Raw genomic sequence first — 19372 nt, forward strand, 5'->3', positions numbered from 1 at the left:
CGGCAACTATGCGTCAGTGATCGACCAGCGGATGCCGTCTCCGGAGATCACCTCGAATGCCGGCTCGTCCCGCGGTCAGGATTGGGCTATCTCGACCACGAACTCCGCAGTCGAGTGATGTCCATTCGTGTTGCAGTGCAACAGGGTTGGTGTGCCTGTTTCGACGCGGACGCCGTTGGTGTTCGCGGTGGTCTGGCCGGTGCTCGAATCCAGGCGGACCGGGGTGAAACTGGCGATCGGGGCGGGGCCTGTTGCGTGGAATTCGACGGTGGTGCCGTTGGTGAGGTCGTTACTCCATAGCGTGGTGGTGGCCGTGCGCTGGCCGTTGTGCAGGATCTGGCCGTTCATGACGGTCAGCGTCAGGCCCAGGTCGCGGGCGTTGGCGGGTGGGGCAGATGACCGCATACGCAGCGCGACTCGCACGGAGCCGCTCAGGGGCAGCGTGTACGACGAAACGGTTTGTTCCGCTGAGGGTTTCGGTGCCGCGATGGGCGCACTTCGAAGCTGAGGAGCGGGCTGCGGTGACTGCGATACGCCTGCGTTCAACGGCAGCGGGGGAGGCGCCAGCGTCTCTCCGCGTCCCGGCGATGCCGGATTCCTGCCCTTGAGCGCTTCTCTCACTGAGAAGGCGGAGGACAGTGCGAACGCCGCCGCTATCAGGTATCCGAACGGCGATGCCTCTTCGTATCGTGTTTCGCGCGTGGCGACTTCGTCGCAATCGCTCTCCGAGGAACCCCCACTGCCGATGGTGATACAGGTGTCGTAGGACTGCACGACCTGGTCGTCGAAGACGAGGACTTCGTCATAACCCGGTGCGCTGCCAGCGAGGAAAATCAGCGATACCACTCCGGTGCCGAGGGCGTAGAGCCAGTTCCGGACAGGGCTGTCTTCTTGCATGGCCGAGCTCCAACTGAAGGCGCGAAATGTGCGGCTGCTCGGTGAATCACCGGACAGGGCTTCATCTTTGCAGCCCGGCGCGGAACCTGCCCGGTATCGTCCGTCGAGGACTACACGCGCTCGCCGAGCGTGGCGACTAGCGTCGACTTCCCAGCCCGGGTCTAGACGTCGGCGATGCCCTTCGCGGTGATCTCCGACGCCGGGACGACCCGCGGGTCGACGAGCCGGTACCGCTTACCGGCCCGTGTGATGCACGACCGCCCACGGCGGGAGCCGCCACGCCCAGAGACCCTGGATGCGGTTGGTGACGTTCGTTGTGCTCGTACCCCTGGTCGTTGAACGCCTATGCGGGCCAGCTGAGCCCGCAACGAGAATCCGCCGTGTGCGGTTCCACCACTCATACACCCAACGCTGCTGCGATGTGTCGGTGGGGGAGGACCCGTTCAGTGGGTGCTGGTGACCAGGGCATCCGGGATCGGTTCGTCGTCTCCGATGATTACGCCGACTCCGTCGAGTACTAGCGAGTCCGCGGGTACCGCATCGACCAGAACGCGAACCACGCGCTGGATCCGCAGTTGGTGGCGTGGTTTCGGGGCGGCGTTCACAACGAGCTGGCCATTGATCGGTTCAGGATGCCCGTCATGCACGACTGAGTGGCAACCTGGACAGGTCGAGCCGGTGGGGCGGATGCTGTTGCGCAGGAACGGGATCGAGAATCGACGGAGGGGGAGCAGGTGAGGCAGTCCGCTGGGGGATGGGCCGTAATCGCTGCGGTCGCGTGGAGTTGTGTGTTCGCGGCAGTGCATGTGTTCTGGGCCTTGGGCGGGTCCGTGGGGCTGGCGTCGTCGGCGGGTGCTGATCTAGCGACTCGTCGTCCGCCGATGTTCGTCGCGGTCGGCCTGTGGGGCGTGGGCGGTGCGCTGCTGGTGGGTGCTGTGTTCGTTGGAGTGGCGGCAGTGGCACCTATGTCGCGTCGTCGGCGTCGGGTGATGGGATGGCTGATTGGGCTGGCCGGGGTGGTGTTGCTGGTTCGTGGTGTGTTGGTCGAGGTCGCGCTGGCGGTGGATGTGGGCGGGGTTCGTGGCGAGGTCGGGTCGCATCAGACATGGTGGAGTCTGGTGCTGTGGAATCCGTGGTTCATGCTCGGTGGGGTGGTTTTCATCGCGGCTGGGCGCGGGATTGCGAAGAGCGCCGCCGCCGACTAGGGCTGATCGCTCTCCCCGCATGAACGAAATCTCCTTGGCGCCGCCAGCGTGAAAGCACGCGCGGGTCAGGGGAGCATTTCTTCGACGGAAGTAGTGGTCAACGCCTGCCGGTGTGCGTACCAGATGCTTGGGACGACCGATCCGTTCGGCAATGGCTGTGCGCGCCGGTCCTTTTCGATCGCACCGATCTTGTCGCAAATGCGTTGCACCGCGAGATTCGACTCGGTCGTACCGATCTCGACGGTGGCGAAACCGGCGTCGTGGATCGCCTCGACCAGCGCGGCCACCGCTTCGGTGGCATAGCCGGCGCGCCGGTGCCGTGGTCCGATCCACCAGCCGAGAGTTCGCGCCGAAGGGTCACTTTCACTCGGGTGCACGGTTGCGCCACCTACTAGGGCGCCGTCCGAGCACGCCTGGAACACCAGCAGCCCGGGCGTCGGGTACCCCGACCTGACGGACTTCACCATTGCCCGAGCCTCGCGTTCGGTCCACCCGTTCCCGGTGAGCATCTGCGGATCGATCGTGGCGGCGAGCGCAACCGCGTCCTGCGGTACCGGTGGGCGCAGCACCAGCCGTGCGGTCTCGACCACTCCCAGTACGTTGTAGAGCGCGCTCGTTTCCTTATCGACGATCCCACTGACCCGCCACGCCCAAAGCCCGCCCGCGACGAGCAGGACCCCGACCATGAGCGCCACCCAGAAGACGATAATGAGTCCCCCTGCGGCGGACCGTGATTCGACCGTAACCACGATCCCGAGAAACACCGCCGGAGCCCCGACCGTCACGATCCAACTCGCCAGCCCGCGAGCCACGGCATCTCGGGGCGCTTGCTGAATAGCCGCTGCGACATACGCGATTCGCCACGTGGGAAACATGCGCGAACCATATTCGACGCGGCGTTGCAGTGCGAGCGAACGGGACGTCAGCAAACGCTGTCCACCGGGGAGAAGCGCTCGACAAGGGTGGACGTCGCGGCGTTGGATTCACCAATGGTTTTGGCGCAGAAAGGTTCACGGATCATCAACGTCGATGGCGTGCGTATCGGTGGGTTGTGGCTACTGACGACGGACCTGGACTCGCGATCGTCGTCGAAACAGGCACGGACTCCTACCGACTCGCCCGCACCCGAGCTGGCAAAAGCTACCCCCGCCCCGCCGCTGGAATACGAACAGTCACAAGCTCTTCGGCTGCAAGTGAGTAACAGTCGAGGTCGGTGAAGCGACACCATCGTCGGCGGACGGAGCGCCATCACTGGCTGGTGCTGTCGCACGTTATTCGCGTTCGGCCGACCGATCAGCCGAGGTGAGCAGTCCAGACGAGAAGGTCTGGCGGGGAGGAAGACAATCATGGCTCAAACCGCGGAGCAATTTCGCCGCAACGTCGAGAAGTTCAACAAGGTGATCATCAGACTGCAGAAGATGGGAATAGCCCTCGGACCACACCACCTGATCACCACGACCGGGCGCCGAACCGGCCAGCCACGTATCACGGCGATCGGGGTGATTCCCATCGCAGGGCGACGCTACATCTTCCAGGCCTACCCGAAAGCAGCCTGGGTCGCGAACGTTCGGGCAGCGCAGACTGTCACCCTCTCGCGAGGCCGTCGATCCTCGGTCGTGAAGTTGGTCGAGCTGCCCGTCGAGGAACGTCGGCCGATTCTGCACGACCACATCGAGAACAGCCACCCACGAGTCGCCAAGCTGTTGGTCACGACCGGCTTGGTCGAGGACCCGACCCCGCAGGCAGTCGCTGAGGCCGCAGACCGAATTGCAGTCTTCCGCATCGACGCCCACCCCTAGCTCACACCGAATAGCACGACGACACCAACCGACTCCAGACTTCACCACCAAAGCCACGTTGACGACGGCGCAGTAGTTCTGGCCAGCTGGCGCGGGCTCGAATATCGGGCGTTCGATGCGGTGACCGGCGAGATCGACTTGGCGGACAAGCGGGCTACCTGCCCATCGCATTCCACCGCAGCAGCTGCGCGCTCACCATTTCAGGTGTGGGTAGGTTGTCCGGGTCTACGAGCCACTGAACGATGAGGCCGCTGAGCATCGCGTAGCCGGCCGTGCCGAACACCCGCACTTGATCAGTGTCCGCATCTATACGAAGAATCTGGCTGACGAGCGATGACCGCGCATGCTCGACAGCGTGCCGTAGTTGCTGCCGGACCTGCTCGTTGTCATCGGCCTGAGCCATCAACTCGAACGAAGCAGCGAGGACACCGCGGTTCCCCTCGAAGGACTGGACAACGCATCGGTAGACGTTCGCAAGATGCTCTGGGAAGTCTGCGTCGGGAAGGGCGTTCAGTTCTTGGTCAAGGACTACCGACCATTCTTCCAAGCCGTCCAGCAAAGCCTGGATAAGCAGAGCATCGGTGGTGCCGAAGTGGTAGCCGATCGCCGCCGTGCTCACTCCCGCAGCCGACGCGACATCACGGGCACGAGTTCGAGCGTACCCACTCTCGTCGAGACATGTTCGGGCCCCGCGCAACAACGCGCTCCGGTTGTCTCCACGCATGCGCAACCTCCTTGCACGTTCGTGTTGCACGCTTGTGCCACACGTATGTACGATTACAGGGCGACAATACCGGAGGCGATCACTCCGCAGTCCAGCCGAGGAGAACCCTGTCATGACTCGACGCCGGAAGGTCGTCCTGACCCTCGTGGGCATCCCACTCGCCGCCGTTGCGCTGCTCGCCACCATCGGCAGCCTGCGCGACAGCCACATCGTCACGGTGACTCGATCCACCTGTGCGGACCGAGACGTGATGTGGGAGTTGTGGGCCAACGTGCCCGAGCGCGTCGAATGGGACAAGGGCTTGGAGTACATCAACGTGGACGGACCCTTTGAGGCGGGTACGTCCGGGACGGTCGAAGTCGAAGGACGGGGCCCGATCGAATACAGGATCATCGAGGTAGACCCGAAGAACGGATATACGGACCGATTCGAGAGCCTGCTGTGGACCCATACCGATTGGCATCACCGGATCGAGCTGAACACCGACGGCTGCTATGACGTGACGTGGGAACTCGAGGCACGAGGCCCGCTCTCGATCATCTCGCTGCCTGTGCTCGAGAGTATCTTCGGCGAAGAAATCCCGATCGCTGTTGACGAGTTTGTTGCACTCGCGGAGTCCCGCAGCTAGCACCGAATCACTGACGGAATTCCTGAAGAGGAGGATGCTCCCGAGCCGCTCGATGAGGACTACGTCTTCGAGCTGTTGGAGCAGCTGACGGGAATCGTCTGGGGTGCCGTAGCTGATGCCCGCTACCGCCCATCATCGCTCGCGAACAAGCCGACGTCGAATACATTGTCCGAGTGATCAACTCAGCACCGCCGGTGGATTTGCGGCCGCATGCCGAAGCCGCCCCACGTCGACCTGTCGCTCGTGCTGTCGCCTCGGCAGTGGTTGTGCTCGTGTTACTTTCGATAGTTGGCGCGGGTGTCATCGGTGTGTCGTCGGGATGGTGGTGGAACGAATCCGGCGCTCCGATAGGGGTGGTGGCGGCGTCGTTCTACGTCTTTTCGATGCTGACCCCGATCACTGTTGCCGCTGCGGTAGCACTCGGCGTCACCGTGCCCTGCTCGGCGCTGATTCACACCGGGGCGACACGTGGCCGCATGGCGGCGACCTGGGTCGCCTGCATCCTCGCTACGCTCGTCACCACCGCGTTGTTCTGGTGGGCGACCGCGTCTGTGACCTTGTCTATCTCGCTCCATACCGCGTCATGGGCAGGTGGTGTGACATCCGGCCTCGCCCAGCACTACCTGTGGCAGACTTTCGACCCCGCTAGGGTCTTCTGGTCAGCCGTGCAGACTTCAGTGGTCGCCGCGTTCGTTGTGCTTGCACCCCTGGTCGTCGAATGCCTATGCGGGCCAGCTGATCCCGCAACGAGGATCCGACGTGTGCGCATCAGCTCTGCCGCGGTACTCGTCGTGTTCGGTGTCGCCTACGCGGCGATCGCCGTCTACCAAGCGCGCGTCGTCCCTAGCTATTTCGGTCTGGTTCATTTCGCCTGAGCTAGTGGCGGTTCCATCTGCACATATCGCGCGCTACGATGCGCGCTCGGGAACCGTGATGTGGCGCACCAAGATTGACCTGGCCCGATGCCCAGGCGGTGACGCCGACTTGAACCCGTATAGCGACCAGGTGCACACCGACGACACCGTCTATCGACGCCTGGATTGCCAGCGAAACGGTGAACACTGGGCTCAGATCTGGGCCTATGACGCGGCGACCGGAGTACCTGTGGCGAGCAGGGATTTTCCGCACGAACCGACAATGGAGGGAGCGACAACCGAACTGTTGCCCACTTCGAGGAATGACACGCGTGGTCGGCTATGTGCCCCAATCTGGCTAACCTAGGCTGCTGGTCGTGACGAAAGCGGTAGGGGTCGAGACGCCGCGAGTGTGGCAGCTGGCAATGCGGGCGACGACGGTGGTGGCCTGCCTCGGGATTGCGGTGCTGCTGTTCGAGCTCGTCACTGATTACGATCTGCTCGCCCTGCTGGTAGCGGGCGCTCTGCTGTTCGTTGCCGGGGTGGCATGGATGGTGCTCGCTCCGATCGGCTGCGCCAAGTTTCGGCAATATCGGGCAGTTGCCATCGCTCCGATCGTGGTGGCGGTCGGTGCCGGCCTGGTCTTTTCGGGGTTGCCGGATCGGCTCGCCTGGTGGCTGTCGGAGGGGTCGTTGACGCAGGCCGCACAGGATTGTTCCGACAGCGGTGGTGACTGGTTCGGTGTCATGTACGTCGACTACGTCCACCGGTCCGACGGAGGGTGCGGGTTCTCGCGGTACGCCACCAACGGCGGCGTGGCCTACTTCGCTCCTGGAACGACGCCGCCGGACGGGCCACCGCAGCCCTACCGCTACGTGTATGAGCCCTTCGCCCCGAACTGGTACCGGTACACCATGCCCATCATGCATGACTGAGCCGACCGAGCCGGTGGGCCGGATTATGCCCGTCAACCCACCCTCGCAGACGTGCGAGAACGTCTCGGATCCTTAGTGGATCGTGCGCGGCGTTAGGCTCGCGGGATGGCGACGGTGCGGGAATTGCAGCGGCGAGAACGGCGGCAGGTACGGTCTGCTGCTGTCTCGGTGGGGATTTCGGCGGTGATATCGGGTGCCGCTGTGGTGGGGATCTTGGTCAGCGAGGCTGTGTCGCCCGGGTTTGTTGCCTGGTATTACGGTGTTCCCGTTGTGGTGGGGACTGCGATCTGGTGGATGGTGCTGTCCGCCGGAGAGACTTCGACCCAGGCCGGCGGGCACTTGCTGTTGGTGATCCAGCCGGTGATGGTTGTCTGTGGGGTGGTGGCGGCGCTCTTGCATCTACCGGAGCGGGCGGCCTGGTTGGTGTCCGAATCCAGGATGACTGCTGCCGCGCAACAGTGTGAGCGGATGGCGAGGCCGCAGTGGGTCGGTGTGTTCCTGGTCGAGGAAATGGCTCGAAATCGCAACGGCGCGTGCCATTTCCGAGTCGGCGATCGAATGGGTCGTGATGGGCTGGCCTACTTTCCGCCCAGTGTGGAGCCGGTCGCCGAGCCCGCGAACTCCACGCATTACACGCCCTTCGACGGGCGTTGGTACCGCTACGATTTCGTCGCCGACTACACCATGGATTGAGCGGGCCTTAGCGTTGTCCGCGCGCAACTACGGTTGAGAATCTGAATCGCTCGGCGTAGCGAAGACTGCGATGTCGTCCAGCGCATCCTCCACCCGGCCGACGATCTCGTTGTCACCCAACAGGTTCCGTAGAGCCGGCACGACGAGGTCGGTGTCGATACTCCGATGGATGCGAGCGACGTGGCCGAGAGCGGTTGCTGCGGCGCCTCGCACAGCACTGTCGCGACTGGAAAGCAGGGACACCGCCCGCGTGGTAACCCAGCTGCCATCGGGGTCGTGTAGCGACAAACGCAGGATCGCATCGACGACCGCCGTGCTGTCGGGCGATTCGAGTTGGGCGACACCGTCTTCCCGGTCTATGGGTTCGAGACTTCGGTACAGGATCATTGCGGCCTACTCTGCCCCACCACAAGTGGGGCGCGAGGGCGCATGCGGTTTCGTTGTCGGTGGGGGTGGTTAGAACGAACCCCGCGCCGCTTTCCGCTCTTCCTCGAGCAGAAGCGCAAGTTCGCCCGAACCTGCGAGTACTGGTCGCCGGAGGGGGAACTCCGTTGCGCCGGGATCGCGATCGAGAACAGCCGGTACGGAACCTGATCGCGGCCGAACAGGCCGAACTCGCCGCGTGACATCCGCGTGCGCGCACCGCCATGTCGAGCGATGGCGGGCATACGGTGGAGGCATGGGCGAACGCATGGTGGTTATCGGCGCGGATGCTACGGGGATGGCGGCGGCGTCGCAGGCTCGTCGGTTGCGGGGGGTTGGGGAGCTCGAGATTGTGGTGTTCGAGAAGGGGGATCACGCGTCGTATTCGGCGTGCGGTATTCCGTATTGGGTTGCCGGGGATGTGGCGGAGGCCGATGATCTGATCGCGCGGTCCGCCGACGAACATCGCGCACGCGATATCGATCTGCGGATGCGGACCGAGGTGATCGAGATCGATACCGAGCGCAAGCGGGTGCTGGCGCGTGATCTCGATAGCGACGCGCAGGCTTGGATGGAGTACGACAAGCTGGTGATTGCCACGGGGGCGACGCCGATTCGTCCGCCACTGCCTGGCATCGATGCAGACGGTGTTCATGGGGTGCAGACTCTCGACGACGGGCAGGCGCTCATCGAGGCGTTGGAGTCCGCGACCGGGCGCGAAGCCGTCGTGGTCGGTGCCGGGTATATCGGTGTCGAGATGGCAGAAGCGTTGGTGCGCAGAGGGTTCGCGGTCACCATGATCACCAGGGCGGCCGAACCCATGGCGACCTTGGATGCCGATATGGGTGCGCTGGTGCGGGAAGCCATGGAGGGGATGGGAATTCGGCTTGTTCGCGATACCGAGGTGACCGGGATGCGCATCGGCGAGCACGGGCGGGTGTGCGCTGTGACGACCGCGCACGGCGACTACCCGGCCGATGTTGTGGTGCTGGGGATCGGTGTGCGGCCCGCCACTGATCTGGCCCGCGAGGCGGGGCTGCCGCTGGGTGCCAGTGGTGGTTTGCTCACCGATCTCGCTCAGCGGGTACGCGGGTTCGACGATATCTGGGCCGGTGGTGACTGTGTAGAGGTGCTGGATCTGGTGTCGGACACGCTGCGTCACATTCCGCTGGGCACCCACGCGAACAAGCACGGGCAGGTGATCGGCACGGGTGTCGGCGGCGGATACGCTACCTTCCCCGGTGTGGTCGGCACCGCCATGAGCAAGGTGTGCGAGTGGGAGGTGGCGCGAACCGGCCTGGGGGAGAAGGACGCTCGCCGTGCCGGGCTGCAATTCCACAGTGTCACTATCGAATCCACCGGACGCGCGGGATATTTCCCTGGCGCGCAACCCATGACGGTGAAGATGCTGGCCGAACGCCGCACCGGCCGACTGCTCGGCGTGCAGATCGTCGGCCGCAACGGTGCCGCCAAACGCATCGACATCGCCGCGGTAGCGCTCACCGCGCGAATGACGGTGGAGCAGGTGACCTTCCTCGATCTCGGCTACGCCCCGCCGTTTTCGCCGGTCTGGGATCCCATTCTCGTCGCCGCCCGCGCAGCCGTGCGCGCGGTGAGCAACCCGGTCGTCACCAGAAATGGGCAGTGAGACCCCAGGATTCGAATTCGGCGGTGGCGAGGGCGCCCAAGGCGGTGCGGGTGGGGAAGCGGTCGGGGTCTGCGCCGGTGATGGCGAGGGTGATGGTGTGGCCGTCGGTGGCGAAGGACAGGTTGACGCCTACTTCTACTCGGCGGAACATCTCGGTGTCGTTGGTGCACACGACGGGGCGCATGAGCACCGCTGAGGCTTTGTGGCCTGCGATGGTGGACACGCCCTGGGCGGTTTCGCCGAGGTTGGTGCACAGGCATTCCGGTGCCTTAGCGGTGCGGGCGAAATGGCGTAGGACGAAGCGGGGCAGGATCATTTGCACCGGTTGGAGGTGTTGCAGTGCGGGCGTCGTGGCTGGGTCGCGGTAGGCGGTGGCGGCGCGTTTCACCGCTGCGCGGACGGCTGCGAGGTCGATGGGTTCGCCAGCGCGGTAGGTGACCGAGATCGGGAGGCCGGTGGTGGCGTTGGCGCGGGGGTCGTCGGTGGTGCGCATCGAGTTCGGGATGTCGACGCGGATGTCGGCGGTGTCGCCGACGCGTCCGCTGCGGCCCAGGATCCCAGCGCCGAGGGCGATCAGCAGGCCGTTGGTGGTGCCGGAATGTGTTGCGGCGGCGGCATTCCACTCGGCGAGGTCGAGTTGGACGACCAGGTCCGCGGGTGACCAACGCGGGGGGAGCGGGAGCGGGGGTGTGTCGGGTCGCGGGTTGCGGTCGGGTTCGGTGACGGCGCGGGCGGCGATCGCTGCTCGGATACCTTTCGCGACGGCGCGCAATTGGCGACCTGCGTCGATCATGTTCGCGCTCAGTGTGTTTCGTGGCTTGATGCCGACCAGGAGTCCCGAACCAGTTGCGCGGTTGGGGGATTCGCCGAGTCTGGCCAGCGCGTCGCCGACGGCGAAGAGCACCGCGCCACCATCGGACGCCACATGCGAGGTCACCAGCGAAACCAGGGTTCCGCCCGAGGTGGTCGGCGCGGCGGATAGTCGCCATACCTGCCCGGTCTCGGGCTCGAAGTCGACGCGGCTCTGGGCGAAGTACCAGTCCAGGATCTCGTCGTCGGCCACCGGCGTGGAGTCCCAGCCCAGCGGAAGCGATGCCGTCGCGGGCAGCCAGTACGGCCGGGCGAAAGGCAGTCGCGCGTTGTGCACTCGACGGGCAAGGAAACCCTGCGCGAGCTGGGCGTGGAAGCGGGCGAGCACGTCGCGACCGACAGGCTCGTCGAAACGCCAGGCGAGCTGGTTGACCAGGGCATTACCGTAGAGGCTGTGCAGCTTCAGGAACAGGTCGTCGTCGGCGGTGAGCCGGTTGACCGGCGCGGAAGTAGTGAGTGTCATCAGAACTCCTCAGCGAGCACGCAGCGTGCGGACGGTCAGGGGTGCGAACACGGCGGCGATCACGAGCGAGGCCACCACCGACCACAGCGCGTCGACACCGACCACGCCGTCCTCGGCCAGACCACGCACCGCGGACACGAGGTAGGACACCGGGTTGTAGTCGGAGACGTATCGCAGCCAGGTCGGCATCGCGGATTCGGGCACCAGCGCGTTGGACGCGAAGCTCAGAAAGGTGAGCACCAGCATCGACATGCCTTGCACCGCAGCGGGTCTGGACACGGTGACGCCGATGAACGCGAACAGCCAGCTGATCGCCGTGGTAGCCAGTACAACCAGTACCGCGCCGGCGACGAACCCGACCGGATGATCGGGCCGATAACCCATCGAGAACCCGACGATCACCACCGTGGTCGCGGCGATCACGTACCGGGTGGCCCCGGCCAGTAGCGCTCCCGCGACCGGCGCCGACCGGGCGATCGGCATGGCGACGAATCGATCGAACACCCCCGACCGAATGTCCTCCGACAGCTGCACACCGGTCGCGACCGACGAGGTGAGCACGATCTGAACCAGCACACCCGGAATGAGAATCGGCAGATACGCCTCCGTGCTGCCCGCGATGGCCGTGCCGAAGATGCTGCCGAACAGCAGCGGCCCGACGATGGGCAGCAACAGTGCGTCGTAGAGCAACTGCGGGCTGTGCCGGAAGGTGAGCAGACCCCGCCACGCCATCATCAGCGACTGGAACAGCGAGGCGCGCAGACTCACGTGGGTGATGCGGGGGCGGCGGTCGATCGTGGTCCGTTCGACAGGCTTCTCAGCGATGGTGACGGTCATGATGGCCTCGGTCTTTCGGATCAGGCGGCGACGCGGTCGGTGCCGGTCAGAGCGAGGAACACGGCGTTGAGGTCGGGACGGTCGACGGCGAAACTTCGCAGGCCGATCCCCGCGGTGCGGCAGGCGGCGACGATGTCGGCGGCGATGCCGGCATCGGTCAGCGCGATGGTCAGCGTGCCCGCCGACGATCCCTCGGGCACCTCCCCAGTCAGCTCGGCGACGATGGACTCGGCATGGGCAGACTGCGCCGCATCGACCAGATCCAGGCGCAACACTTGGTCGCCGATCGAAGCCTTCAGTTCCGCGGCGGTGCCCTCGGCGACGATGGTTCCGCGGTCGATCACGGCGATCCGGTCGGCGAGCGCGTCGGCTTCCTCGAGGTACTGCGTGGTGAGCAGCACGGTCGCGCCGCGGGCCACGAGCTTGCGGATGATGCCCCACATCTTGTCGCGGGTGTGCGGGTCCAGGCCTGTGGTCGGCTCGTCGAGGAAGATCAGCGGCGGGTCGGTGATCAGCGTGGCCGCCAGATCCAGGCGTCGGCGCATGCCGCCGGAGAACTGGTGCACCGGACGATCGGTGACCTTGGACAGTTCGAATTCTTCGAGGAGTTCGGCGCTGCGCCGTGCGGCGTCACGGCGGGACAGGCCGAGCAGGCGGCCGAACAGGCGCAAATTCTCACCGGCGGTGAGGGTTTCGTCGACCGACGCGTACTGGCCGGTGAGGCCGATCATCGAACGCACGGCGGTGGCGTCGCGCGCGATGTCGTAGCCGAAGATCTCGGCGGTGCCGCGATCGGGGCGCACCAGGGTCGCGAGCATGCGAACGGTCGTTGTTTTGCCTGCGCCGTTGGGGCCGAGCAGGGCGAACACGGTGCCCGCTTCGATGGTGAGGTCGACGCTGCCGACGGCGGTGAAATCGCCGTACGACTTGCCCAAACCGGTTGTGCGGATGGCGATCTCGGTAGTCATAGTTGCCTCCCGGCGGAATGGAACAACTCTGTCGATGGCGAAATGGCCAGTTCCTCGACCGCATCGGCGGCCCGTTCGACACCGTCGGTGGCGAAATCGGCGGCATAGGCGGCGGCGCGCAGGACCACCTCGGGGTGGGTGATCCGGTCGAGTAGGGCTTCGAGGCGGTCGCCGGTCAGCTGCTTCGCCGGAATCGTGGCGGCGAGGCCGAGACGCTGTAATGCCTGGCCCCAGTACGGCTGATCCGCCTGCACCGAGCAGATCACCTGCGGCACACCGGCTCTCAAGGCGGCGGCGGTGGTGCCGGCTCCGCCGTGATGTACCGCGGCGACACAACGGGGCAGCACCAGGGCGTGATCGACCTGTCCGACAACGGCGACATCCGGTTCGAAGCCCGAGGCGATCGACGCCCAACCCGACGCGAGCAGCAATCGGCGGCCACGTCGGGCGCACACCTGCCGCAGCATCGCGACGAACGCGGCCGGGTCGCCGACATCCATGGAGCCGAAGCCGACGTAGATCGGTGCGGTTCCCGCGTCGAGCCACTGGTGAAGGGAGGTGGAATCTGTTGCGCCGGTGAGGGATCCGTCCGCATCGACCGGAAAGCCGGTGAACGGGCCTGGTAGCTGGTCGCTGACACCAGGGAACAACTGCGGATCGTAAGCCTGAATTCGCTTGGTCCGCACCGTAACTCGGGATGCGGCGGGCAGGACCGGTGCTAGCGCGGCGGCTCGGGCGCGGGCCAGCATCGTCCAACCCCACCGATGGGCGAATCCGGGAAGTCGGGCCGCCCAGCTCACCGGCGCGACCGGAACGGCACTGTTGGGCTGAATCGGGAAGAAGTGCACCGCCGCGAACGGCAGCCCGACCTCCCGCGCCACCGACTCGGCGACTTCCTCGCCCGCCATCCCCGCGACCACCACATCATGGTCCGGGACCAGCGCGCGCAGGTCGTGCAGTTGCTCGGGGACGCCTCGTCGCTGCAGGTCGAACAGTGCGCGCAGCCGGGCGCGGGGATCGCGGCTGGCGAACCGCTGATCGGTGCGCTGCGCCTGCAGCAGGTCGGCGGTGTCGCGACCGAACGGGACCGCGGGCACGCCGTGGTCTTCGGCGAACGAGACGAGGTTCGGCGCCAGCGCCACAGTCACGTCGTGACCGCGCGCTCGCAACGCCCGCGCCAGCAGGATGCCGGGTTGCGCGTCACCGCGACTGCCCGTGAAAGCCAACAGCGCCCGCATCCCCTCACCCCGCCTGCACGGCGACGCGCGGCAGCCCTGCATCGGCCGAAGTCACTGTGTCCACGATCGACGACATCGCCTGCCCGAACGCGGACAGGAATTCGTCCATCACCTCGGCCGGGAGTCCGGCGGGGTACCGGGTCGACACATACAAGCCGTCGGCGGCGCGCACGATCCACAGGAAGACCTCGTCGGGCGAGTACGACTGCGCGCGCAAGGTGCGACCGCGCAGGTCAGCGACCAGTTCATAACCGGGCAGCACGCGGATATCCAGGAAGGAGATCCCGAAGCGCGGCGTTTCGGCCACCTCGAGCAGTTCCATCACGCGGGACCAGGACGCGTCGTTGGCGGTGCGCGAACTGCGCAACGCCGCGCGGGTGCGCTCCATGGCGTCGGCCATGCCCGAGCCGGGTGTGAGCGCGATGTCGACGGGGACCACGTTGACGAACCAGCCCATCGACTCCATCCAGCGCACGTCCGGGCGGGTGGCGATCGGCATCGCCGTGCGCATCCGGTCGTCGCCGAAGCGCTGCTGATGGGCCACGGCCAGCGCGGCGAACACCGCCACCGACATCCGATGCCGCACCTGATCCAGCGCGGACTCGACCTGCTCGAGTTCGGCCAGATCGAGCAGCTTCCGCGACACGCTGGGCTGCGGCAGATCCGCGCTCGCAGGGCGCTGAGCGTGCGCGGCGAAGCGCGGCATCGCACCGTCGGCGAGGAATTCTCGCCAGGTTTCGACCGCGGGAGAGTTCACGTCCAACTCGGCGGCGTTCGCGCGCTCGAGCACGGCGAAGTCGGCCGAACTGCCGAACGTGACCGATTCGCGCGACTGCTCGCCCGCCATGACCTCGCGGTACAGCGTGCGTAATTCCAGGATCAGGATGGCCTGGGCGTACGCGTCCATCACCGAGTGATCGGCGGCGACCAAGACGGTGAAATCGTCGGTGTCGTGTGCCACGGTGGCCGCGAGGCAGTGCGGCCAGGTCAGCGGGGACAGTCGCTGTTCGAGTGTGCCGCTGAGGAATTCGTTGATGCGGGTGCCGTCGGTGAGGCCGTGCACCGGCTCTTCGGCGATGCCGACCTCGGTGCCGCTGGCGACGAGCCTGCGCGGTTCGCCCGCGGATTCGGTGCTCACCGTGGTGCGCAGTCCTTCGTGCCTGGCATGCCAGCGCCGCAGCGTTTCGCACCAGGTCGCGCTGTCCAGCGGTGCGTCCATTTCGAAGATGGTGCCGATCCAGCGGCCACGACCGGGCAGCGGATCGGCGGGGTCCACGCTGCCGCAGTAGCCGGCATGCACGCTGGTCAGCGGGCGGTCGTCGGACTGCCACGCGTGCGCGGGGACCTGCGGCGTCCACATCGACAGGGTGCCCGGACGGATCTCGAATTCGGACAGGTGGGTGTATTCCATGACCGGGTTCACCTCGTGACCAATGTGCCGAAACGGCGGAAGGGTGGAAATCGGGAGTGCACCTCGGTGTGCCGCCTGATGCTTGATAACTGCGAGCTCGATCGTATCTGTGAATTTGCTGAAAGCATTACCGTGACGGCGGTCACGATTTCGCTGAACATAACTCTGCGGCCTGCGCATTTGTTGACGTTCCTGGCCGATACCTGCTGGCGGGCAAGCGATTTGGACTATCTCTGTTCAGGAACGCTGACGTCTGCCGATATTTTGTTCACCGCGAAAGAATTGATGCATGTCGGCGTCATCACACCGCAGATGGGCGGTCGTCCAACTGTGTTTCCCGCGCGTTCATCTGACGCAATTCATCAGCCGTCCACAATATGCGAACTGTCGCATTGGTCCGAGATCACAACACTGCCTCCGCGTCGCCGGTTGCTAGGGTGAACTCGCGAAGTGTTCGTTCGATGTTAGGAAGCTCATGGGAAGCACTGCCCTCGATATCATGGCGTTGGTCCTGAACCGCGTCACCGAGTTCTGGAACTGGATGGCCACCGGCTCGTCGGGGTTCCCGCCCCTGTGATCCGTTGAGGTCACGCTCGACGTCTGAAAACCCCTGGGGGCCACCGGCTTTCGGGGGTTTCGTCGTTGGTGGGGGCTTCCTCGGGCCGAGGATCGGGTTTGTGTCGTACCCCCGGTTTACCGTTGTCGCATAACGCGAGTCGAGGAGGGTGGCGATGACCGAGAGTGGGCGAGAGCGTGCGCAGTGCCCGGAGGATCTGAGCCGGCTGGTGGTGCAGCGGTTGAATGCCGGGGATGTGGAGGGGCTGGTGGAGTTGTACGAAAGCGATGCGGTGTTGGCGCTGCCGGATGGGGTGGTGGCAACTGGCGTGGGGGAGATACGGGCGGCGTACGCACGGCTGGTGGCTGATCGGCCGGTGTTTCAGCCGGGACCGCAGGCGCCGGTTCTGCGAGCGGGGGATCTGGCGTTGACGTCGTCGCGGTTACCCGGCGGCACCGGTGGGACCGTCGAGGTGGCGCGCAGGCAGCCCGATGGGAGTTGGCGGTGGATTCTGGACCAGCCGAACGCGCCGTGGGTCGGCAGTGAGGCCGGGTGATCAGCTCGGGTTCAGGCCACTGGCGATCACGACGACCACCTTCTCGTCGGTGACTTCGTTGACCCGCACGTCCATACCGTTGCTGGCCTGAGACTGGCCGACGGGAACCGTGACCTGCTGGCCGCCGATGCTCAAGGTGACCAGGTCACCGTTGACCGAGACCAGTTCCGCGTCGATCCCCAGGACCGAGGCTTTGGCGCTCACCCCGCGTTCGAAGGTGACAGTGCAGCCGCTGAGGGTGCATTCGGAGGTGGTGCCGGGTCCGTTCATGGTGCAGGCGGAAGCGGCGAAGGGAAGCAGGAGGGCGAACGCGGAAAGCGTGATCAGCCGTCGAACAGGCATGCGATCAGTGTAGTGCGCGCGGGCGGGCGATGACCCAATGCGTGGACTCGGGATCGAAGCGACAACGGAACGGTCTCGTCAGGTTGCCCGCCGGTCACAGCGGGAATACCGTCGCTGATAGGTAACTGGCATCGCACGCTTCGATGCCGATCGTGTCGGGCTGACGACCGGCTGGCCGGGTGCTCACCCGACAGGTCGGTCGAGACTGGGAGGTGGCGCAGCATGATCGCGAGCGAAATGACCGTTGCCAGCCGCTGGTGGTGGCGGCCGGGGTGGACACCGGGTCGCTCGTTCTACGACTGGCAGGTCGTGCCGACGCAGCCGGTTGCCGACAAACTGGTCGAAATCTTCGCCCCGACATTGTCGACCCTGCCCGGATTCGAGCAGGTCGACGCGGCGCGATTGCGAATCGGGGTGCAGGGCATCGGTTTTGTCGACGGAGTGAAGGGTCTGCACCTCGCGGCCCTGGTCGCCGGGGCGCGGAAGTTGCTCGCCGGGCACGCACCGTTCCAGATCACCTTCGGACCGCCGGTGGTTGCCGCGGATTCGGTGCGACTGCCGATCGCGCTACCGGAGGAGTTGCTGCGAGTACGCGAGGATCTCACCAGCGCACTGACCGACGTGTGGATTCGCGAACGAATCCCCGAATTCGGCGAACCATTGCGGCCCTACCTGGCATTGGCGCACGCGACGAGGCCGATGCCGGTGCGGGAGATCACCGCGGCGTTGGAGCAGGACGGGTTCACCGATTTCAGCATCGATGACACGGTGTCCGCGGTGTCGCTGGTCGAATTGCAGTGTGAGAACGACAGATACGACTGGTGCGAGGTCAGCGCCGCGGACCTGCTGCGCGTGCCGGACCCGATCGTCGAGCGCAGCATCTTCGACATGCAGTTGCCCGGTCGGCGTTAGTCGCTTTCGGTCGGTTCGATCGCACCCGACACCCGGATCACGCCCGCATCCAGGTCGATATCGATGCGCGGCTCGTGGTTTTGGCCGTCGGAATCGCCGGTGCCCTCGTTCTGCAGCTTCTTGCCCGGAAACAGCTCACCCATGATGCCCACGACTCCACGATAGTCGCGGTGGTCAGCTGGTCGATTTCCCGCGGTGAACCGTGGCTATCGGTGCTGGTCAGCTGGGTTTACCGAGGGTAGTTCCGCTGCGAGCATGGCGGCGATGCGGTCCAGGAGCGCTTCGAGGCGGGTTTCGATGCCGGTGCCGTTGCGGGCGGAGACTGTCAGTTCGGTGCGGCCGTCGAATTCGGTGAGGCCGAACAGTAGGGGCATGGCGACGCTGTGTTGGGGGAGGACGTACAGCCCGGTCGGGCGGAAGCCGGGGACTGCGAGTTCGTCGGTGGTGAAGCGGCCCATGTGGGACACGGTGGCGGACGCCAGGTTTCGGCCCAGGCGGGCGCCGAGCCAGTTGGTGGTGCGTAGGACGCCGCGGGTGATCGGGCTGGGGATGAGGGCTACTCGGGTGTTGGCCAGTTGATTCAGTTCGCGTCGGTCCGCCAGGCCTGCCTTCATGTGGGCTTTGATCGTGGACCAGTCCTGGCCGGGTTCGATGTCGAGGAACAGCGGCAGGGCGAGGTTGGCGGTGGAGCGCAGTTGCGGGTCGTGGCGGCGCAGGTCCACGGGCATCATGATGCGCGAGGTGCCGGGGGTTTCGGCGGCGAGCAGCGCGCAGACTCGGGCCAGGGCGCCGGGGCCCGCTGCTTCGATGGTGCGGTGACGCAGTAGGTGCGGGGCGAGGTGGCGGTGTTGGCGGCCTCGGCCGACGGCGGTGCGGTAGCGCGGGATCATGGGGGTGGGACGGCCGGGGGCGCCCACTCGGGAAACCAGTTCCTGGTCGGCGACCGCGTCCTGTTGGGGGATCGGGTCTTCGCCGCGTAGCGCGCGCAGCACGTTGGTCGCCCAGGCGAGCATGCCGCCGCCGTCCATGACGCCGTGGAAGACACGGAAGATCAGGGTGGTCGTCGCGCCGGTCAGGAGTAGGACTTCGACGGTGGTGTCGGGGGTGGGGCCGATCGCGCTGGTGAGGACGGGGTCGGTTTCGAGGGCGCGGGCGGTCAGTGCGTGGTCGTGGACCACGCGCAGGGCGGGGGTGATGCCGCTGTCGATCCACTCGTTACTGTGGCGGCGCAGTCGCGCGCCGGGGGTGACTCGTGCGGCCTCGGTTACCGCTGTGCGCAATGCTTCCGGGTCGATGTTGCCGTCACCGGGAATGACCAGTTGCATGAGAAAGGGTGGGGCGAGGTCGCGCATGGGGAAGTACATGCGTTCGGTGGTGGTGATCGGGCGTCGAAAAGCGTTGCTGCTGTTCATG

Annotated in this window: 22 protein-coding genes; 10 read left to right on the plus strand and 12 right to left on the minus strand. The window is 65.8% G+C overall.

Features of this window, described 5'->3' with window-relative positions; all coding sequences use genetic code 11:
• Nucleotides 1–75 precede the first annotated feature (75 nt).
• Nucleotides 76–897 (minus strand): hypothetical protein, encoded by an 822-nt coding sequence (locus ACFWVD_RS10655; RefSeq protein WP_379241789.1) that lies wholly within the window; start codon nt 895–897, stop codon nt 76–78.
• 734 nt (nt 898–1631) lie between these two features.
• Between ACFWVD_RS10655 and ACFWVD_RS10660 the strand changes: the two genes are divergently transcribed.
• The gene (locus tag ACFWVD_RS10660) at nt 1632–2102 is read left to right on the plus strand and encodes a DUF3995 domain-containing protein (RefSeq protein WP_379241790.1); all 471 of its coding nucleotides are present in this window, start codon (nt 1632–1634) and stop codon (nt 2100–2102) included.
• A 65-nt stretch (nt 2103–2167) separates the two neighbouring features.
• On the opposite strand, the gene ACFWVD_RS10665 is transcribed toward ACFWVD_RS10660, so the two are convergent.
• Nucleotides 2168–2977 carry a GNAT family N-acetyltransferase gene (locus ACFWVD_RS10665; protein WP_379241791.1) on the minus strand — a complete coding sequence of 270 codons (810 nt, stop codon included), beginning with the start codon at nt 2975–2977 and terminating at the stop codon, nt 2168–2170.
• Between the two features lie 471 nt (nt 2978–3448).
• Between ACFWVD_RS10665 and ACFWVD_RS10670 the strand changes: the two genes are divergently transcribed.
• Nucleotides 3449–3901, plus strand: coding sequence for a nitroreductase family deazaflavin-dependent oxidoreductase (locus ACFWVD_RS10670; RefSeq protein WP_379241792.1), 453 nt, complete (start codon nt 3449–3451; stop codon nt 3899–3901).
• Nucleotides 3902–4055: 154 nt separating this feature from the next.
• Here the strand turns inward: ACFWVD_RS10670 and ACFWVD_RS10675 are convergent, their stop codons facing one another.
• Nucleotides 4056–4835: a TetR/AcrR family transcriptional regulator gene (locus tag ACFWVD_RS10675; protein WP_379241987.1), complete on the minus strand. Its 780-nt coding sequence runs from the start codon at nt 4833–4835 to the stop codon at nt 4056–4058.
• Between ACFWVD_RS10675 and ACFWVD_RS10680 the strand changes: the two genes are divergently transcribed.
• The 4 genes from ACFWVD_RS10680 (at nt 4738) to ACFWVD_RS10695 (ending at nt 7735) form a co-directional block, all read left to right on the plus strand.
• A complete protein-coding gene (locus tag ACFWVD_RS10680; RefSeq protein ID WP_379241996.1) occupies nt 4738–5253 on the plus strand; it encodes a hypothetical protein in 516 nt (171 codons plus the stop codon). The two genes, ACFWVD_RS10675 and ACFWVD_RS10680, sit on opposite strands and share 98 nt — an antisense overlap.
• 260 nt (nt 5254–5513) lie before the next feature.
• Nucleotides 5514–6128, plus strand: coding sequence for a hypothetical protein (locus tag ACFWVD_RS10685; protein ID WP_379241793.1), 615 nt, complete (start codon nt 5514–5516; stop codon nt 6126–6128).
• A gap of 356 nt (nt 6129–6484) precedes the next feature.
• Nucleotides 6485–7042 (plus strand): hypothetical protein, encoded by a 558-nt coding sequence (locus ACFWVD_RS10690; RefSeq protein WP_379241794.1) that lies wholly within the window; start codon nt 6485–6487, stop codon nt 7040–7042.
• 105 nt (nt 7043–7147) lie between these two features.
• Nucleotides 7148–7735, plus strand: a complete 588-nt coding sequence (locus ACFWVD_RS10695) for a hypothetical protein (RefSeq protein ID WP_379241795.1) — start codon at nt 7148–7150, stop codon at nt 7733–7735.
• 27 nt (nt 7736–7762) lie between these two features.
• Here ACFWVD_RS10695 and ACFWVD_RS10700 read toward each other — a convergent pair whose 3' ends face one another.
• Complete coding sequence (locus ACFWVD_RS10700; protein WP_379241796.1) at nt 7763–8122, minus strand: hypothetical protein; 360 nt, start codon at nt 8120–8122, stop codon at nt 7763–7765.
• A gap of 292 nt (nt 8123–8414) precedes the next feature.
• Between ACFWVD_RS10700 and ACFWVD_RS10705 the strand changes: the two genes are divergently transcribed.
• Complete coding sequence (locus ACFWVD_RS10705) at nt 8415–9806, plus strand: FAD-dependent oxidoreductase (RefSeq protein ID WP_379241797.1); 1392 nt, start codon at nt 8415–8417, stop codon at nt 9804–9806.
• Here ACFWVD_RS10705 and ACFWVD_RS10710 read toward each other — a convergent pair.
• From ACFWVD_RS10710 to ACFWVD_RS10730, 5 genes are read right to left on the minus strand one after another with little or no spacing between them, the layout of a single operon-like run.
• Complete coding sequence (locus ACFWVD_RS10710) at nt 9787–11139, minus strand: hypothetical protein (protein WP_379241798.1); 1353 nt, start codon at nt 11137–11139, stop codon at nt 9787–9789. The two genes, ACFWVD_RS10705 and ACFWVD_RS10710, sit on opposite strands and share 20 nt — an antisense overlap.
• A 9-nt stretch (nt 11140–11148) precedes the next feature.
• Complete coding sequence (locus ACFWVD_RS10715; RefSeq protein WP_379241799.1) at nt 11149–11976, minus strand: ABC transporter permease; 828 nt, start codon at nt 11974–11976, stop codon at nt 11149–11151.
• Between the two features lie 20 nt (nt 11977–11996).
• Nucleotides 11997–12944, minus strand: a complete 948-nt coding sequence (locus tag ACFWVD_RS10720; RefSeq protein ID WP_379241800.1) for an ATP-binding cassette domain-containing protein — start codon at nt 12942–12944, stop codon at nt 11997–11999.
• Nucleotides 12941–14182, minus strand: a complete 1242-nt coding sequence (locus ACFWVD_RS10725; protein WP_379241801.1) for a glycosyltransferase — start codon at nt 14180–14182, stop codon at nt 12941–12943. The genes ACFWVD_RS10720 and ACFWVD_RS10725 overlap by 4 nt, the downstream gene beginning before the upstream one ends.
• 4 nt (nt 14183–14186) lie before the next feature.
• A complete protein-coding gene (locus ACFWVD_RS10730; RefSeq protein WP_379241802.1) occupies nt 14187–15593 on the minus strand; it encodes a condensation domain-containing protein in 1407 nt (468 codons plus the stop codon).
• Between the two features lie 15 nt (nt 15594–15608).
• Here ACFWVD_RS10730 and ACFWVD_RS10735 point away from each other — a divergent pair, with 15 nt between their 5' ends.
• Nucleotides 15609–16034: a hypothetical protein gene (locus ACFWVD_RS10735; protein ID WP_379241803.1), complete on the plus strand. Its 426-nt coding sequence runs from the start codon at nt 15609–15611 to the stop codon at nt 16032–16034.
• Nucleotides 16035–16324: 290 nt separating this feature from the next.
• Entirely contained in the window at nt 16325–16705 is a 381-nt protein-coding gene (locus ACFWVD_RS10740; protein WP_379241804.1) for a YybH family protein, read from the plus strand.
• Here the strand turns inward: ACFWVD_RS10740 and ACFWVD_RS10745 are convergent, their stop codons facing one another.
• Entirely contained in the window at nt 16706–17047 is a 342-nt protein-coding gene (locus tag ACFWVD_RS10745) for a hypothetical protein (RefSeq protein WP_379241805.1), read from the minus strand. It lies immediately after the preceding gene.
• 222 nt (nt 17048–17269) lie between these two features.
• On the opposite strand from ACFWVD_RS10745, the gene ACFWVD_RS10750 reads away from it, so the two are divergent.
• Nucleotides 17270–17959, plus strand: a complete 690-nt coding sequence (locus ACFWVD_RS10750) for a hypothetical protein (RefSeq protein ID WP_379241806.1) — start codon at nt 17270–17272, stop codon at nt 17957–17959.
• Here the strand turns inward: ACFWVD_RS10750 and ACFWVD_RS10755 are convergent.
• Together ACFWVD_RS10755 and ACFWVD_RS10760 are read right to left on the minus strand one after the other, a co-directional pair.
• Nucleotides 17956–18111, minus strand: a complete 156-nt coding sequence (locus tag ACFWVD_RS10755) for a hypothetical protein (protein WP_379241997.1) — start codon at nt 18109–18111, stop codon at nt 17956–17958. The genes ACFWVD_RS10750 and ACFWVD_RS10755 overlap by 4 nt on opposite strands.
• Nucleotides 18112–18165: 54 nt before the next feature.
• The gene (locus tag ACFWVD_RS10760; protein ID WP_379241807.1) at nt 18166–19371 is read right to left on the minus strand and encodes a peptide synthetase; all 1206 of its coding nucleotides are present in this window, start codon (nt 19369–19371) and stop codon (nt 18166–18168) included.
• Nucleotide 19372: the final 1 nt, after the last annotated feature.

The organism is Nocardia sp. NPDC058666 (genome assembly GCF_042714895.1).
Classification (GTDB): domain Bacteria; phylum Actinomycetota; class Actinomycetes; order Mycobacteriales; family Mycobacteriaceae; genus Nocardia.

Bases quoted from the DNA above. Each gene is read 5' to 3' on its own strand.
- ACFWVD_RS10720 (WP_379241800.1), bottom strand. From the start codon at position 12,944: ATGACTACCGAGATCGCCATCCGCACAACCGGTTTGGGCAAGTCGTAC.
- ACFWVD_RS10745 (WP_379241805.1), bottom strand. From the start codon at position 17,047: ATGCCTGTTCGACGGCTGATCACGCTTTCCGCGTTCGCCCTCCTGCTT.
- ACFWVD_RS10750 (WP_379241806.1), top strand. From the start codon at position 17,270: ATGATCGCGAGCGAAATGACCGTTGCCAGCCGCTGGTGGTGGCGGCCG.
- ACFWVD_RS10665 (WP_379241791.1), bottom strand. From the start codon at position 2,977: ATGTTTCCCACGTGGCGAATCGCGTATGTCGCAGCGGCTATTCAGCAA.
- ACFWVD_RS10680 (WP_379241996.1), top strand. From the start codon at position 4,738: ATGACTCGACGCCGGAAGGTCGTCCTGACCCTCGTGGGCATCCCACTC.
- ACFWVD_RS10695 (WP_379241795.1), top strand. From the start codon at position 7,148: ATGGCGACGGTGCGGGAATTGCAGCGGCGAGAACGGCGGCAGGTACGG.
- ACFWVD_RS10710 (WP_379241798.1), bottom strand. From the start codon at position 11,139: ATGACACTCACTACTTCCGCGCCGGTCAACCGGCTCACCGCCGACGAC.
- ACFWVD_RS10760 (WP_379241807.1), bottom strand. From the start codon at position 19,371: ATGAACAGCAGCAACGCTTTTCGACGCCCGATCACCACCACCGAACGC.
- ACFWVD_RS10675 (WP_379241987.1), bottom strand. From the start codon at position 4,835: ATGTGGCTGTCGCGCAGGCTGCCGATGGTGGCGAGCAGCGCAACGGCG.
- ACFWVD_RS10705 (WP_379241797.1), top strand. From the start codon at position 8,415: ATGGGCGAACGCATGGTGGTTATCGGCGCGGATGCTACGGGGATGGCG.
- ACFWVD_RS10655 (WP_379241789.1), bottom strand. From the start codon at position 897: ATGCAAGAAGACAGCCCTGTCCGGAACTGGCTCTACGCCCTCGGCACC.
- ACFWVD_RS10730 (WP_379241802.1), bottom strand. From the start codon at position 15,593: ATGGAATACACCCACCTGTCCGAATTCGAGATCCGTCCGGGCACCCTG.
- ACFWVD_RS10670 (WP_379241792.1), top strand. From the start codon at position 3,449: ATGGCTCAAACCGCGGAGCAATTTCGCCGCAACGTCGAGAAGTTCAAC.
- ACFWVD_RS10725 (WP_379241801.1), bottom strand. From the start codon at position 14,182: ATGCGGGCGCTGTTGGCTTTCACGGGCAGTCGCGGTGACGCGCAACCC.
- ACFWVD_RS10740 (WP_379241804.1), top strand. From the start codon at position 16,325: ATGACCGAGAGTGGGCGAGAGCGTGCGCAGTGCCCGGAGGATCTGAGC.
- ACFWVD_RS10715 (WP_379241799.1), bottom strand. From the start codon at position 11,976: ATGACCGTCACCATCGCTGAGAAGCCTGTCGAACGGACCACGATCGAC.
- ACFWVD_RS10700 (WP_379241796.1), bottom strand. From the start codon at position 8,122: ATGATCCTGTACCGAAGTCTCGAACCCATAGACCGGGAAGACGGTGTC.